The sequence below is a fragment of the Bradyrhizobium cosmicum genome (assembly GCF_032290525.1).
GTDB lineage: Bacteria > Pseudomonadota > Alphaproteobacteria > Rhizobiales > Xanthobacteraceae > Bradyrhizobium > Bradyrhizobium cosmicum_A.
On sequence record NZ_JASXTA010000006.1, the window covers coordinates 23,748 to 38,503 of the forward strand.

Below are 14,756 nucleotides of genomic sequence, written 5' to 3' on the forward strand. Positions count from 1 at the left end.
CAGAAGGCGGGATCATCGTCTGCACGGTTTCAGGAGTCTTTTGCAGTTTTCGTGCAGGCGCCCTTTTGCCTCTCGCGCAGCAGGATTCGCTTTGATAGGTGCGAAGCATTCGCCACTTCCAGCGTGTGACGCATCATGCAATTCCTCGGTCGTATCGGTCTCATCGTGCTCTGGCTGGCCGCGCCCCTCGTCGCATTCGCGGCCGCGAACAAGAATGATCCCTACCTGCTGATGCTGCGCGGCGCCGGAAACATCGCCCTTGTCGTCGCAAGCATCGCGATCGTCATCGTGCTGCTGCGCGGGGGACGTTGGCGTACCATCGCGGGCAAGCTGCTCGTCGTGCTCTGGTGCCTGCCGCCACTGCTGATGTCGGCGGCGCATCTCAAGTTCGAGCTGCGCAAACACGATGTCCTTGCCGCCAGCGCCGCCGAGGCGCGCCAGCTCGGGCCTCACTTCATGGTCGGCTACACCTCGTTTCCCGATGTCGCGCGCCTCGCCGAACGGGGCCTGATCGGGGGTATCTACGTCACCCGGCACAACATTCGCGGCCGGAGGATCGAGGCGCTGCGCGCTGAGGTCGCGGCGCTGCAGGACAAGCGTCGCGCAGCTGGCCTGCCGCCGCTGGTCGTCGCCGCGGACCAGGAGGGCGGCATCGTCGGGCATCTCGCGCCGCCGCTGACGAAGGTGCCGGCGCTGGCGACGCTCACCGGGCTTGCCCCCGACGAGCAGCAGGCCAAGGCCGAAGAGTTCGGCCGCATCCATGGCCGCGAGCTCGCCGGCCTCGGCGTCAACCTCAATCTCGCTCCGGTGCTCGACCTCAAGCCGCCGGCGCGGCGCAATCGTCTCGATTTCCACACGCTGATCGGCCAGCGCGCGATTGCGACCGATCCCGCCGTCGTCAGTGTGATCGCAAGCGCCTATGTCCGCGGGCTTGAACAGTCTGGCGTCGGCGCAACGCTCAAGCACTTCCTCGGCATCGGCCGCGTGCGCACGGATACGCATCATTTCAGCGCCAGCCTCGAAACACCGGTGAAGGAGCTCGAGGCCGCCGACTGGCTTCCGTTCCGCGAGGTGCTGTCGCATTCACGCAGCGCGCTCATGGTCGGGCATGTCACGCTCACCGCCGTCGATCCCGACCGCGCCGCCTCGCATTCGAAGCGCGTCGTCGACGGCATCATCCGTGACAGATGGGGTTATCAGGGCGTGGTGATGACCGACGATCTCGTAATGGGCGCGATCTACCAGAACGACGTCTGCAAGGCCGTGGTCGAGGCGATCAATGCCGGCGTCGATCTGCTTCTGGTCGCCTATGACGGCGCGCAATTCTACCGGGTCTTCGCCTGCGCCCTGGAGGGATCACGGCAAGGCAAGCTCGACGCGGCGATGCTGCGTGCGAGTGAGGCGCGGCTGGAGCGGGGCTTTTCGACCGAGCAAGCGCGAGCTGCTTCGCGTGCCGTCCGCGTCGTCGACAGGAATTAGCCCTTCGCGAACTGGCGGTAGTCGGGCTCGCGATGAAACCAGAATTCGTAGCCGGTGACGGCCTTCTGCATGGCGACATCGTGGATCGGCTGGTTGAGTGGAATGACGGGGACATCGCGCATGCAGAGCGCGATGAAATCCTTCACGGCCTTGTCGTATTCCGCCGCATCCGTGGTGAAGCGGGCCTTGTCGATCAGCGCGTCCATCGCCTTGTTCTGGTAAGAGGAAATGTTGAAGATCGAATTGTTGCCGTGGAAATTCCAGTAGAAATAATATTCGGGATAATCGAGCCAGCCGCTGAAGCGGTTCAGCACGAGCGGCAGCTCCTTCTTGTTCAGCGTCGTGCGCCAGTTCGCGCCGGGGATCTTCTCGATCGACGCCTTGATGCCGATTTTTGCGAGGCTCTCCTGGATCAGGATCGCGGTCGGCTCGCCGACAGTGGCAGTACCTGTGTCGAGCGACAAAGTCGTCTCCAGGCCAGACTCAAAACCAGCTTCTTTCATCAGGGCCTTGGCCTTGTCGAGATCGGTGACGTAGGGAGAGGGCTGCGGCCAAACCGGCTTTGAAACCTCGGCCGCTCCGCCGTACATGGGAACGGCGCGTCCGAAGAAGGCGCTGCTCTGGATCTGCTCATAGGGCATCGCCCAGGCGACGGCCTGGCGCAGCTTCACATTGTCGAACGGCGGTTTTGCGGTGTTCAGCGCAACGTACCAGAGTGCGTTCGGGATCGGTACGCCCGAGACCTTGACCTTTCCCTCTTTGATAATCTGCTCGAAATCTCGCGGTGCGAAACCGCTCGAGATGTCGGCATCGCCCCGCTCCAGCATGGCGCGGCGCGTGCCGGCGGAGGGGACGTCGCGCGCGATCACGCGCTTGACCTTCGGCAGCGGTCCGCTCTTCCAGTCGTCGAACCGCGCCAGCACGGTCTCGCTGCCGGGCTTCCAGCTTTCGATTCTGTAGGCACCGCCGCCGGCCTCGTTGTTTTTCAGCCACGCGAGCGCCCAAGGGTCTTCCGGCGTCGCGTTCTTTTTCGCAAGCTCTGAGTTGATGACGAAGGGCACGACGACGGCGACGTTGAACAGCAGCATCTTGTCCTTGCGGACATAGTCGATGCGGAAGGTATGGTCGTCCACCACCACGAACTGCTCGGGCTTTTCCAGCGATCCCGCCGACATCTGGAAGGTTGGGAAGCCGCCGACCTTCACCGCGCGGTCGAACGACCATTTGACGTCCTTGGCGGTGACCGGCGTGCCGTCGTGGAATGTCGCGTCCTTGCGAAGCTTGAAGGTGCAGGACATGCCGTCGGCGGCGACCTCAAAACTCTCGGCGAGCTCAGGCGCGAGCTTCTCGCGGTCATAGGACAGCGTGCCGTCGGGCAGCCTCTTCGAAGCGTAGCTCAGCAGGCGGTCGTAGCAATTCCAGGACAGCCCGTTCACGGTCTGGTTGGAGCCGACGCCCTGCATGTCGAGCGAGTTCGGTCCCAGCTCCTGCACCACCAGCAGCGTCTCGCTGCGCCCTTGCGCAGAGGCGAGGGCAGGGGCAACGGCAGCTCCGAAGCTGCCGAGCACGACGCCGCGACGGCTGATATGGAAGGGTGAAACGCTCATGGATGCCTCCTGCCCGGGAATTGACCGGCATCGAGAGGCAAGGTGTATGCCACCGTGCCATGGCGTCGCATCCGTTTTAGCTCTGCCCCGGGCGATAGTCCGAGGCAGCCTGTAGCAGGTGCGTCTGCGGCTTGCGCCCCGGTGCTTCCTATTCGGCCTCGGCCTGCTCGAGTGCCGCGGGCATCTTTGCCACCGACATCAGCGAACGCGCCACTTGATTGAGCAGGAGGTCGGCATTCTCCTCCTCGGCGAGGGATTTGGAGAGCAGGGCGACAATCGCGCTGTGCCGAAGCTGCTGCGCCAGGTTGCGCGCGGTGGTGTAGCCGGCCATCTCGTAATGCTCGACGCGTTGCGCCGCCCCGATCAGCGCGAGGTCAGCGGCGGCGTCTTCCTTGTCCTGGCCCTCCTTCATGACTTCCTGGCCTTCCTCGACCAGGCCCATCATGCCCTTGCAGGGCTTGGCGCGGGCGGTCTCGCCGAGCAGCTCGAAGCATTCGTTGATCCGCTCGATCTGGTTCTGGGTCTCGCCCAAATGCTGTTCGAACAATTCGCGCAACTGGTCGAAGCGCGCGGCCTGCGCCATCTTCGGCAGCGCCTTGGTCAACTGCTTCTCGGCGTGGAGGATGTCGCGCAGCTCATGGAGCAGGAGATCGGTTAACCCGGCCTCGCCGACGGGCGGCGAACTCTCGGTCACGATCGGACTGGCGGCCCCGGGTTCCGTGGACTGAAGCGCCGGGGACTCCGTGAACACCCACTCTTCTCCCTCATTCCAGGGACCGCGGGTGTCGATTTCGCCATGGTCGCCGCTGCCGGTGGAGTCGTTGAAATACTGGTTCACCAGTCCGGGCGTCGGCGCGATCCTGCCGACACTGAAGGCCGGCTTCGACAGGCTTTCGAGCGCACGCGCGAAGGCCTTCATATGCGTGATCTCTCGCGTCATCAGGAATTGCAGCGCGTCCTTGCTGCCGGCATCGTCGCAGAAATTGATCAGTCGCTCGTAGACGATCTTTGCGCGCGCTTCGGCGGCGATGTTGCTGCGGAGGTCGACGTCGAGCTCGCCGGTGATCTTGAGATAGTCGGCAGTCCAGGGATTGCCTTGTGAATTGAACAGATTGACACCGCCGCCGCCCGCGATCGCGATGAGCGGATCGGCTTCGGCCGCCTGGCGGTCGTTTTTCGACGGCGCAAGGTGCATCCGCGCAAGGCAACCGACGACCTCGAGATGGCTGAGCTCCTCGGTGCCGATGTCCATCAGGAGGTCCTTTCGATCCGGATCTTCGCAGTTCAGCCCCTGAATCGAATATTGCATCGCGGCCGCAAGTTCCCCATTAGCGCCTCCGAACTGCTCGAGCAGCATATTGCCGAAGCGCGGGTCGGGTTCGTCGACGCGAACGGTGAACATCAGTTTTTTGACGTGGTGATACATGGGGGCCTCGGCTCAAGGAGGAAAGACGACGCGACAACGAGGCCTCGAAGCGTTCGTTCCTAGCGGCATTGAAGCGTTCAGCCCGGTTGCGTTGGTTCAGCCAAGGCGAATTGCGGGGCTGCCCGTCGATCAGGGCGTGACCGCGCCGCGCGCCACCGCACGCGGAGCGGTCAGCTCTTTCCATGTCGAATTCGCGACGTGCACCGGCGAGAACGCGGGCCGCTCAACGTAACGGCCATCGCCGGCCTCGGCGCGCAGGTCTCCGTCCTTCCAGACGATACGGCCGCGCGACAGCGTCACCGCTGCGCCGCCGGTGCAGGCAAATCCTTCGAACACGTTGTAATCGATCCGGCTCATCTGTCGCTTCGCGCTGATGGTCTTTGTCGCCTCGGGATCCCACACCACGACATCGGCATCGGAGCCGACCGCGACAGCGCCCTTGCGCGGGTAGATGTTGAGGATGCGGGCGATGTTCGCCGACGTCACCGCGACGAATTCTTCCTTGGTCAGCCGCCCCCTTGCGACCCCGGCGGTCCAGAGCAGCGCAAGGCGATCTTCGAGGCCGCCGGTGCCGTTCGGGATCTTTCTGAAATCGCCGAGCCCGAACCGCTTCTGCTGGGTGGTAAAGGCACAATGGTCGGTCGCGACCACCTGGAGCGAGCCCGATTGCAGGCCGGCCCACAGACTGTCCTGGTGCGACCTGTCGCGAAACGGCGGCGACATCACGCGCTGGGCGGAATGATCCCAGTCCTTGTTCTGGTATTCACCGTCATCGAGCAGCAAATGCTGGATCAGCGGCTCGCCATAGACGCGCTTTCCCGCCGCGCGCGCCCGTGCGATCGCCTCATGCGCCTCGCGGCAGCTGGTGTGCACGATGTAAACCGGCGTGCCCGTCATGTCCGCGATCATGATGGCGCGGTTGGTGGCTTCACCCTCGACCTCCGGCGGCCGCGAGTAGGCATGTCCCTCGGGGCCGGTGACGCCGCGAGCGATCAGCGCCTCCTGCATCAGGGCGACCACATCGCCGTTCTCCGCATGCACCACCGGCATGGCGCCGAGATGAGCGCAGCGCGCGAACGAATTGTAGAGCTCGTCATCGTTCACCATCAGCGCGCCCTTGTAGGCCATGAAGTGCTTGAAGGTGTTGATGCCGTAGGTTTTGACCACGGTCTCCATCTCGTCATGGATCTGCTTCGACCATGACGTCACCGCCATGTGGAAGCCGTAGTCGGCGGCCGCCTTCTCGGATTTGTGCCGCCACTCCTGATAGGCTGCGAGCATCGACTGGCCGGGATCGGGCAGGCAGAAATCCACCACCATGGTGGTGCCGCCGGTCAGCGCCGCTTTCGTTCCCGATTCGAAATCGTCGGCGGTGACGGTGCCCATGAACGGCATTTCGAGATGGGTATGCGGATCAATCCCGCCCGGGATAATGTAGGCACCGCCGGCATCGAGGATCTCGGCGCCCGTCGGTGTATCGAGCGATGTCCCGACCGCGACGATGGTCTCGCGCTCGATCAGCACGTCCGCGCGGCGCGAATGATCGTGATTGACGACGGTGCCGCCGCGGATGAGGAGGGACATGGGAGGCTCCGGAGAGAAGGCGAGACGCCGCGAAAGCTAAGCGTGCCGCCGGCGATACGACAGGCGAAATTTTAGTCAGTCGAGCGGCTAGCTCTGTCGCGCGATCAGCCCGTCGATCATCGCGCGCACGAGGACCGCGATTTCCTTGCGCAGCGCCGGCAGGGGAACAGCGACCAGCTTCTGCTCCAGCCCCAGCGCCACCATGCCATGAACCGCCGAGAACAGGCTGCGCGCGGTGATGCCGAGCTCCTCACGGCTGCGCTTCGGAAACAGCGCGGCCAGCGGCTGGTAGATGTGGCGGAATAGCTGCAGCTGGTCGTCGATGGACCAGTCGGGCAGGACCTTGTCGGCTTCCATGCGATGCTCGAACAGTGCGCGCCAGAGTTCGAGGTTTTCCGCGGCGAAATCGCAATAGGCAATGGCAATGCGGACCAGCGTCTCCTGCGGCGACGGCTCGCCCGCATGTTCCGCAGCGCTGAGCACCTCGTCGAGCCGACGCAGCGTGCGCGAGCCGGCGCGCAGGATCAGTTCGTCGACATCGGCGACGAGATTGTAGACCGCGCCATTGGCGCAGCCGATCTCGCGGGCCAAATCGCGGGTTTTCAGACCCGCCAATCCCCGTTTCGCGATCATGCGCTCCGCCGCCAGGATCAGGTCTACCCGCAGTTTCTCTCGACGTTCCAAGGCTTTAGACATGTATGCGCCAAATTTGTGAGCGCCGCTCAAGTTTTTCTTGAACGATGTTCAAGGTTCCTGCTACAAACCATCCGTGAGCAGCGCTCATAACAGGGAGATGCAGATGTTCAAGACCGTAGTGACACTTTTCCGCGGCAGTGTTGCCGCCGCGGGCGAGGAGCTGGAGGACCGCACGGCCCTTCTGATCCTCGACCAGCAGATGCGCGATGCGGCTGCGGCCGTCGAGCGCAGCAAGCGGACGCTGGCGCTTGCGATTGCCCAGGACCAGCAGGAAGGCCGCAAGCTCGAAGCGACCGTCGCTCGCATCGCCGACCTCGAGACCCGCGCGGTTGCGGCGCTCGATGGTGGCCGCGAGGATCTTGCCAAGGACGCCGCCGAAGCCATCGCAGGGCTCGAGGCTGATCGCGACGCGGCGATGACGGCACGCGCCTTGTTCGCGACCGAGATCATCCGGCTGAAGCGGCACGTCGCAAGCGCGCAGGCCCGCATCACCGAGCTCGACCGCGGCCGTCGCGTCGCCCGCGCCTCGGAAGCGGTGCGCTCGCTTCGCCGCAGCGGCATCGAGGCGGCACGCCCCTACGAAACCACATTGCCGGAGGCGGAGAGCACCTTGAGGCGCCTGCGCGACCGACAGATGGAAGCCCAGGCTGCCGACGATGCGCTGGTCGAGCTCGATGCGGCCACTGGTCCGCTCGCCACCGCCGAGAAACTCGCCGAGCAGGGCTTCGGCCCCCGGCTCAAGACGACCGCGGACGATGTGCTGGCGCGGTTGAAGTCCCTGCGCACACCGACGGCCTGATCCCACACCTCATCATTCGAACCAACAGGAGACCATCATGAACCAGAACGGCCAGCCCCACAGCAGCGCCTGGGTGACCTTCACTTACGCGTCCTTCGCAGCCTCCGCGTTCCTCATCGCTATCGGTATCTTCTTCCTGCCGATCGACCTCTGGATGAAGGGCTATCTTACCATGGGAATCGTGATGCTGATCCAGACCTGCATCACCCTGACCAAGACGGTGCGCGACAATCACGAGAGCAGCCGCCTGGTGAACCGCATCGAGGACGCCAAGGCCGAGCGGCTGCTGATGGAGGTGTCGAAGGCGGCTTGAAAAGGCGGCGTGAGGCGCGAGCGCATGGAACATGTGAGGCGATCTGCAACATGGGGCGGTGGATGCTGAAACATCCGCCGCCGCGCCTGCGCCGTCGCTGGACAGTGATGTGATTGCCGAGGTCTGAACCGGCATTGCCGATTGAGATTCCAATGCAGGTGCGATATGGCTCTCGCGCTTTCCAGAGGCGGAGATGAGCTTTGTCGAAACAATCCCTGCGTGAGGAGGCCGAGCGCCTGATCCGCGAATCGATGGAAAAGAAGACCATCGTCGTCAAGCAAGGCTCGACCCGCATCGAGGCCGTCTGCGGCAAGTGCGGCGCGCCGAACCGGGTGCAGGCGGAAAAGGGCCAGAGCCGCGCCAAGTTCGCCTGCAAGAATTGCGGGCATCAGCAGGAGACGCTCTAACCCCTCATCCTGAGAGCCCGCTGGAAGCGGGCATCTCGAACGATTGAGGCCCCGACTGGGCCTACATGGTTCGAGACGCGCGTTCCGCGCTCCTCACCATGAGGGTCTGACAGTCAGTCCCCCTCCATAAATCTCCTGAACGCATCCGTATAGTCCGGGTGCCACCGCGACAGCGGTGGGCGGTTCTCGACGATGTCGCCTGCCGCCCACAGCATGCGCTTCTCGTCGAGCGCGCGGGGCACGTCGTTGTCCGGGCAAAGGATGTAGAAGTCGCCAGCCTCCAGCCGGGTCAGCATGAAAGCCACGGTCTGCTCCGGCGTCCAGGCGCCGGCCGGCTTTTCGGTGCGGCCCTTCGCGGTCAGGCCGGTGAACACGAAGCCGGGGATCAACAGGTGCGCGGTGATGCGGCAGTCCTTGGCGTTGCGAAGCTCGTGCTGGAGCGCTTCGGTAAAGGCTTTCACGCCGGCCTTGGAGACGTTGTAGGCGGGATCGCCGGGCGGCGTGGTGATGCCCTGCTTCGAGCCGGTGTTGATGATGAGGCCGCACCTGCCGCGTGCGATCATGTTGGGCGCGAAGATGCGCGAGCCGTTGATGATGCCCCACATGTTGACGCCGATGATCCGCTGCCAATTGTCAGGCTCGCCGAACAGCGTGCTGCCGGGCTGGATACCGGCATTGTTCATGAGGATGTCGGTGCCGCCGAAACGCGCGCCTACGGCGCGCTCCAGTTCCGCTACGCTCTCCGCCTTGCTGACGTCGGCGGCGAAGGTCATCACATGTGTGCCCGAAGCGACCGATGACAGTTTTGTTGCAGCCTCGACCAGCCGAGCATGGTCGACATCTGCGATGCACACCTTCATGCCCGCGCGTGCGAACGCCATGGCGGCGGCTAGTCCTATGCCGGACGCGCCACCCGTAATCACGGCAACATTGTCTTTGACGATAGCGGGGTGCGGCATGGTTCGTCTCCGGGGGAGGAGGAAGCTCGGTCGTGCTATAACACGGCGCTCGCGCGACCCTGCACAAGTCGGCATGGGAGGTCTTCGTTCCACGCTGCCTTTACGCCCATCCGGCGCCGCTGTATTCTTGCCGCCTAACGATCCCGCCCAGATCGAACCCCAATCAATCACTGACAGGGAGTGCAGCCATGGCTGTGTCGCAGGCTATTCCGATCACGCGCCATCCGTTCGCCAACGGGTCCTACAAGCAGATGCTGATCGACGGAAAGTGGGTTGACGCCGCTTCTGGCAAGCGGTTCGAGACCCACAACCCCGCAACCGGCGAATTGCTCGCGACCGTCGCCGAAGGCGACAAGGAAGACATCGACCGTGCGGTCGCTGCCGCCCGCCGCGCCTTCGAGGGGCCGTGGAGCAAGGTCAAGCCGTTCGAGCGGCAGAACCTGCTCCTGAAGCTCGCCGACCTCGTCGAGAAGAATTTCGACGAATTGTCGCAGCTCGACACCCTCGACATGGGCGCGCCGCTCAGCCGCACCCGCGCCTATCGCCTGCGCGCCGTCGGCATGCTGCGCTATTACGCCGGCCAGACCACCGCGATCCACGGCGAGACGATCGAGAACTCGCTGCCCGGCGAGATATTCTCCTACACGCTGAAAGAGCCGATCGGCGTCGTCGGCGCCATCATCCCCTGGAACGGACCGCTGACCGCGACGATCTGGAAGATCGGTCCGGCCATCGCGACGGGCTGCACCGTGGTGCTCAAGCCGGCCGAGGAGGCGCCGCTGACCTCGCTGCGCATTGCCGAGCTCGCGATGGAAGCCGGAATTCCGCCCGGCGTTATCAACGTCGTGCCCGGCTATGGTGAAACCGCAGGCGCGGCGCTCGCCTCGCATCACGATGTCGACAAGGTCGCCTTCACCGGCTCGCATGTCACGGGCCAGTCGATCATCCGGGCGTCAGCCGGCAACCTCAAGCGCGTCTCGCTCGAACTAGGCGGGAAGTCACCTGACATCGTGTTCGCGGATGCCGATCTCGATGCCGCCGTGCCCGGTGCCGCGATGGCGGTGTTCGCGAATTCCGGCCAGATCTGCAGCGCCGGCACGCGCCTGTTCGTCGAGCAGTCGATCTATGAAGAGTTCGTCGGCCGCGTCGCCGAGTTCGGCAAGAAGCTCCAGGTCGGCAACGGCCTCGATCCCAACGTGCAGATCGGCCCGCTCGTCTCCGAACAGCAGCTCGAGCGCGTCACCGGCTACCTCGATATCGGCCAGAAGGAAGGCGCGCGAGCGCTCGCCGGCGGCGGCCGTGTCACGGAAGGGGCGTTGTCGAAAGGTTTCTTCGTCTCGCCGACGGTGTTCGCGGGCGTGCAGGACAACATGCGTATCGCGCAGGAGGAAATCTTCGGTCCGGTGATCTCCGCCATCGCGTTCAAGGACATGGACGAGCTGGTCAAGCGCGCCAACAACACCACGTTCGGTCTCGGCTCGGGCTTGTGGACGCGCGACGTCAGCAAGGCGCATGCGGTTGCGAAGTCGCTGCGCGCCGGATCGGTGTGGGTCAATTGCTACCAGGCGATGGATCCGGCCGTGCCCTTCGGCGGCTACAAGATGAGCGGCTATGGCCGCGAGTCCGGCAAGCAGCATGTCGAGGAATATCTCAACGTGAAGGCCGTCTGGATCAAGACGGCGTAAGGCCTGCTTTCTCCCGCGTTCCGCGCGAGGGAATATCTGCTTTCATAGGGGCGGCGTCTTTTCCGGCGGCCGCCCCTCGCTATATGATCCGCATCCTTCCATAGCCATCCGGGGCCCATATGAAATTCGAGGCGTTGTTTCAACCGTTGCAGGTCGGTCCGTACAAGCTTGCGCATCGCGTCGCGATGGCGCCGTTGACGCGCATGCGCGCCGAGCGCGAGAGCTTCTCGCCGCGGCCGCTCAACGCCGAATATTATGGACAGCGCGCGACGGCGGGCGGCCTGATCATCGCGGAAGCCTCGCCTGTGGTCTCGCATGGCCGCGGCAATCCGGCGACGCCCGGCATCTATTCAGAAGCGCAGGTCGCAGGTTGGCGCAAAGTGGTCGATGCCGTGCATGCCAAGGGCGGCATCATTTTCCTCCAGCTCTGGCATGTCGGCCGCGTCTCGCATTCGTCGTTCCACGCCGGTGAGCTCCCGGTCTCGGCCTCGGCGATTGCGATCAAGGCCGAGGGCATGAAGGCGATGACCGCCGACGGCAGGATCGCCGATTATGAGACGCCGCGCGCGCTGGAGACCGAAGAGGTCAAGGACATCGTCGAGGCCTTCAGGCAGGGCGCGAAGAACGCGCTCGCCGCCGGCTTCGACGGCGTCGAGATCCATGGCGCCAACGGCTATCTGCTCGAGCAGTTCCTGCAGTCGCGCAGCAACCAGCGTGTCGATCGATACGGCGGTTCGATCGAGAACCGCGCGCGGCTTCTGCTCGAGGTCACGCAGGCCGCGATCGACGTCTGGGGCGCGGGCCGCGTCGCCGTGCGGCTGTCGCCTCACGGCATCGCCAACGATTCCGGCGAGCCTGATCCGATGCCGCTCTACACCCATGTCGTGAAGGCGCTCGACAAGCTCGGTCTTGCCTATCTGCATTTTATCGAGCCGCGCTCCAGCGGCGCCGGCCGCGCCGACGTCAACTGGCAGAACGTGCCGTCGGCGATGGTGCTGTTCCGCCCGCTCTACAGCGGCGTGCTGATGACCGCCGGCGGATTTGTCGGCGAGACCGCCAATGCGGCGATCGCCGATGGGCATGCCGACATCATCGCCTTCGGCCGCATCTTCATCTCCAATCCCGATCTGCCGCGTCGCCTCCAGCACGACTACCCGATCACGCCGTACAACCGCGCGACGTTCTATGGTGGTGAGGAGAAGGGGTATACGGATTATCCGGCGTATGACGAACTGACGCCGGCGTAAGCTTTCTCCTCCGTCGTTCCGGGGCGATGCGAAGCATCGAGCCCGGAATCCATCTCGCCTCTGGGTATGCCGTACCATGGATTCCGGGCTCGCGACTTCGTCGCGCCCCGGAATCACGAACTTGATTTGTTGCGCGATCGCACCACAAACTCTGCCATTTGCTTCGCTGCGTTCGCAATGATGACGGAGAGAGACGATGGCCAAAGCCGCAGCCGCCGCAGGTATAGCCACCGGGCAATGCCTCTGCGGCAAGGTCACCTTCGAGATCGACGTTCCCGCGCGCTGGGCCTGGCATGATCATTCCGCCGCCAGCCGCCGCGCCCATGGCGCAGCTTATGCGACCTATGTCGGCAGCTGGAAGAAGCGCTTTCGCATCATTTCGGGCAAGACCGCGCTGACCCGCTACGAGGACAAGGCAACCGGGACTACGCGCAGCTTCTGCGCACATTGCGGCACGCCGATTGCCTATGAGCGTCCGCGCGGTCCGCACATGGTCAACATTCCCCGCGCGCTCTTCAACGAACGCACCGGCCGCCAGCCGCTCTATCACATCGCGATCGAAGAGCTGCAGGAATGGGCCTACACCGGTGAGCCGCTGGTGCCGCTGAAGGGCTTTCCCGGCGTGGTCTGGCAGCGCTCGAAAAAGAAGAAGCGGGCGAGCGGCGAGGATCCGTTCGATCTGGGGCGGGAGGAGATGTAGCGCGCCCGCGCAACGCAGCCATGACCGCGCTTCCTTGCGCGCATCCCGTGACTTCGGCCATCATGCTGCCGTCCCTGCGGCAATGCCCGCGAGGCCTGGAGGAAACATGAAGAACAAGATCACCGGCCGCTCCGCCTTTCTCGCGCTGCTCAAGGACGAGGGCATCACCCATCTGTTCGGCAATCCCGGCACTACCGAGCTGCCGATCATGCATGCGCTGAAGGACCATCCTGACCTCACCTACGTCATGGCGATGCAGGAGAGCCTAGTGGTGGCGATCGCCGACGGCTACAGCCGCGCCTCCGGAAAGCTCGTCGCCTGCAACGTCCATGTCGCGCCCGGTCTCGGCAACGCCATGGGCTCGCTCTACAACGCCCAGTTCACGGGCACGCCGATGATCCTGACCGCCGGCCAGCAGGAGCAGGGCCACGGCCTGATGGAGCCGGTGCTCTATGGTCCACTGGTGCGGATGGCCGAGCCGCTGGCGAAATGGGCGGTCGAGGTGACGCGGCTGGAGGATCTGCCGCGCATCGTGCGCCGCGCCGCCAAGGTCGCGATGACGCCGCCGACCGGACCGGTGTTCATCTCGCTGCCCGGTGATATCCTCAACAGCGAAGCCGGCATCGATCTCGGCCGCTCCACCCGCATCGATGCACGCACCAAGCCGTCCGACGAGGCATTGAAGGCTTTCGCCGCGCGGCTACTCAAGGCCGAGCGGCCCGTGATCGTCACCATGGATGAGGTGGTCAAGAGCGATGCGCTGAAAGAGGCTGCTGAACTCGCCGAGCTACTGGGCGCGGCCGCCTATCAGTCCTCGACGCCCTATGGCGCACACTTCCTTTCCGAAAGCCCGAGCTTCGTCGGCACGCTGGCGCGCGTGCAGAAGATCGCGCGCGACACGCTGGCGCCCTACGACCTCCTGATCGCGCTCGGCGGCGATCCCCTGCGCATGTCGGTCTATAGTGAGGTCGATGCGCTGCCGGACGGTCTTGGCATCGTGCAGGTCGGTCTCGCCGATTGGGAGATCGCCAAGAACTATGGCGCCGAGATCGCGCTGAAGGCGGATGTGAAGGAGACGCTGCGCGCGGTGATCCCGGTGCTCAAAGAGATGGGCGGCGCTGCACTGGCGAACCGCGCCAGGCAACGCCTCGCCGAACTGGCACCGAAGAACTGGACCGCGCGCCGCGCCGCACTGGTCGAGCAGATCGGCAAGAGCGCGGGCCGCAACCCCATCGATCCCGACTACCTGGTGCTGCAAATGGTCGAGGCGATGCCCGACAACGCCATCCTGGTCGACGAAGGCCTCACCTCCAGCCGCCAGATCACCGCATTGCGCGCACATCGCGACCGCTTCGGCTATCACGGCCTTGCCTCCGGCGGCATCGGCTGGGGCCTGCCGGCCTCCGTCGGGGCCAGCATCGCCAATCGGGATCGCCCGGTGGTGTGCTTCTCCGGCGACGGCAGCGCGATGTATTCGATCCAGTCGCTGTGGACCGCGGCGCATCACAAGCTGCCGCTCAGCGTCGTCATTGCCAACAATGGCGGCTACCGCATCATCAAGCAGCGCCTGCTCGCCTTCCACGGCGATGACAATTACGTCGGCATGGATTTCGTCGATCCGCCGGTGGATTTCGCCGGGATTGCGAGGTCGCTGGGCTGCGAAGCGATCAAGGTCAGCGATGCCGGCGAGCTGAAGGCGACGCTGTCGTCGGCGTTCAATCGTCCCGGCACGAAGCTGATCGAGGTGATGGTGGACGGGAAAGTGTAGGGCGGCGCCCTCGCGCTGGTGCTCGCCACGTTCTCAGCTGTCATCGCCCGACTTGATCGGGCGATCCAGTATTCCAGAGACGGCTG

13 protein-coding genes are annotated in these 14,756 nt (G+C 64.5%); 8 read left to right on the forward strand and 5 right to left on the reverse strand.

What is annotated here, in order from left to right; genetic code table 11:
* Nucleotides 1–135: 135 nt before the first annotated feature.
* Nucleotides 136–1,479 carry a glycoside hydrolase family 3 N-terminal domain-containing protein gene (locus QSV46_RS12780; RefSeq protein WP_314951044.1) on the forward strand — a complete coding sequence of 448 codons (1,344 nt, stop codon included), beginning with the start codon at nt 136–138 and terminating at the stop codon, nt 1,477–1,479.
* On the opposite strand, the gene QSV46_RS12785 is transcribed toward QSV46_RS12780, so the two are convergent.
* The 4 genes from QSV46_RS12785 to QSV46_RS12800 form a co-directional block, all read right to left on the reverse strand.
* A complete protein-coding gene (locus tag QSV46_RS12785; RefSeq protein ID WP_314951048.1) occupies nt 1,476–3,086 on the reverse strand; it encodes an ABC transporter substrate-binding protein in 1,611 nt (536 codons plus the stop codon). The genes QSV46_RS12780 and QSV46_RS12785 overlap by 4 nt on opposite strands.
* A 148-nt stretch (nt 3,087–3,234) precedes the next feature.
* Nucleotides 3,235–4,512: a DUF892 family protein gene (locus QSV46_RS12790; protein WP_314951051.1), complete on the reverse strand. Its 1,278-nt coding sequence runs from the start codon at nt 4,510–4,512 to the stop codon at nt 3,235–3,237.
* Nucleotides 4,513–4,641: 129 nt separating this feature from the next.
* Complete coding sequence (gene hydA / locus QSV46_RS12795) at nt 4,642–6,096, reverse strand: dihydropyrimidinase (RefSeq protein WP_314951053.1); 1,455 nt, start codon at nt 6,094–6,096, stop codon at nt 4,642–4,644.
* Between the two features lie 87 nt (nt 6,097–6,183).
* The gene (locus QSV46_RS12800; RefSeq protein ID WP_314951992.1) at nt 6,184–6,792 is read right to left on the reverse strand and encodes a TetR-like C-terminal domain-containing protein; all 609 of its coding nucleotides are present in this window, start codon (nt 6,790–6,792) and stop codon (nt 6,184–6,186) included.
* Nucleotides 6,793–6,895: 103 nt separating this feature from the next.
* Here QSV46_RS12800 and QSV46_RS12805 point away from each other — a divergent pair, with 103 nt between their 5' ends.
* From QSV46_RS12805 to QSV46_RS12815, 3 genes are all read left to right on the forward strand, one after another.
* Complete coding sequence (locus QSV46_RS12805) at nt 6,896–7,591, forward strand: PspA/IM30 family protein (RefSeq protein ID WP_314951055.1); 696 nt, start codon at nt 6,896–6,898, stop codon at nt 7,589–7,591.
* 37 nt (nt 7,592–7,628) lie between these two features.
* Nucleotides 7,629–7,904: a YiaA/YiaB family inner membrane protein gene (locus tag QSV46_RS12810; protein WP_018321499.1), complete on the forward strand. Its 276-nt coding sequence runs from the start codon at nt 7,629–7,631 to the stop codon at nt 7,902–7,904.
* 200 nt (nt 7,905–8,104) lie between these two features.
* Entirely contained in the window at nt 8,105–8,311 is a 207-nt protein-coding gene (locus QSV46_RS12815; RefSeq protein WP_148778869.1) for a hypothetical protein, read from the forward strand.
* Between the two features lie 113 nt (nt 8,312–8,424).
* Here QSV46_RS12815 and QSV46_RS12820 read toward each other — a convergent pair whose 3' ends face one another.
* Entirely contained in the window at nt 8,425–9,270 is an 846-nt protein-coding gene (locus tag QSV46_RS12820) for an SDR family NAD(P)-dependent oxidoreductase (RefSeq protein WP_314951067.1), read from the reverse strand.
* 188 nt (nt 9,271–9,458) lie between these two features.
* Here QSV46_RS12820 and QSV46_RS12825 point away from each other — a divergent pair, with 188 nt between their 5' ends.
* The 4 genes from QSV46_RS12825 (at nt 9,459) to QSV46_RS12840 (ending at nt 14,670) form a co-directional block, all read left to right on the forward strand.
* Nucleotides 9,459–10,955, forward strand: a complete 1,497-nt coding sequence (locus tag QSV46_RS12825; RefSeq protein ID WP_027547444.1) for an aldehyde dehydrogenase family protein — start codon at nt 9,459–9,461, stop codon at nt 10,953–10,955.
* A gap of 119 nt (nt 10,956–11,074) precedes the next feature.
* On the forward strand, nt 11,075–12,202 hold the full coding sequence (locus QSV46_RS12830) for an alkene reductase (protein ID WP_314951075.1): 1,128 nt from the start codon (nt 11,075–11,077) through the stop codon (nt 12,200–12,202).
* Between the two features lie 196 nt (nt 12,203–12,398).
* Nucleotides 12,399–12,902: a GFA family protein gene (locus QSV46_RS12835; protein WP_314951078.1), complete on the forward strand. Its 504-nt coding sequence runs from the start codon at nt 12,399–12,401 to the stop codon at nt 12,900–12,902.
* Between the two features lie 106 nt (nt 12,903–13,008).
* Complete coding sequence (locus QSV46_RS12840) at nt 13,009–14,670, forward strand: thiamine pyrophosphate-binding protein (RefSeq protein ID WP_314951080.1); 1,662 nt, start codon at nt 13,009–13,011, stop codon at nt 14,668–14,670.
* Nucleotides 14,671–14,756 lie beyond the last annotated feature (86 nt).

Coding starts and splice junctions, on each gene's coding strand:
- QSV46_RS12800 (WP_314951992.1), bottom strand. CDS start 6,792: ATGTCTAAAGCCTTGGAACGTCGAGAGAAACTGCGGGTAGACCTGATC.
- QSV46_RS12810 (WP_018321499.1), top strand. CDS start 7,629: ATGAACCAGAACGGCCAGCCCCACAGCAGCGCCTGGGTGACCTTCACT.
- QSV46_RS12785 (WP_314951048.1), bottom strand. CDS start 3,086: ATGAGCGTTTCACCCTTCCATATCAGCCGTCGCGGCGTCGTGCTCGGC.
- QSV46_RS12790 (WP_314951051.1), bottom strand. CDS start 4,512: ATGTATCACCACGTCAAAAAACTGATGTTCACCGTTCGCGTCGACGAA.
- QSV46_RS12840 (WP_314951080.1), top strand. CDS start 13,009: ATGAAGAACAAGATCACCGGCCGCTCCGCCTTTCTCGCGCTGCTCAAG.
- QSV46_RS12820 (WP_314951067.1), bottom strand. CDS start 9,270: ATGCCGCACCCCGCTATCGTCAAAGACAATGTTGCCGTGATTACGGGT.
- QSV46_RS12805 (WP_314951055.1), top strand. CDS start 6,896: ATGTTCAAGACCGTAGTGACACTTTTCCGCGGCAGTGTTGCCGCCGCG.
- QSV46_RS12835 (WP_314951078.1), top strand. CDS start 12,399: ATGGCCAAAGCCGCAGCCGCCGCAGGTATAGCCACCGGGCAATGCCTC.
- QSV46_RS12780 (WP_314951044.1), top strand. CDS start 136: ATGCAATTCCTCGGTCGTATCGGTCTCATCGTGCTCTGGCTGGCCGCG.
- hydA (WP_314951053.1), bottom strand. CDS start 6,096: ATGTCCCTCCTCATCCGCGGCGGCACCGTCGTCAATCACGATCATTCG.
- QSV46_RS12830 (WP_314951075.1), top strand. CDS start 11,075: ATGAAATTCGAGGCGTTGTTTCAACCGTTGCAGGTCGGTCCGTACAAG.
- QSV46_RS12825 (WP_027547444.1), top strand. CDS start 9,459: ATGGCTGTGTCGCAGGCTATTCCGATCACGCGCCATCCGTTCGCCAAC.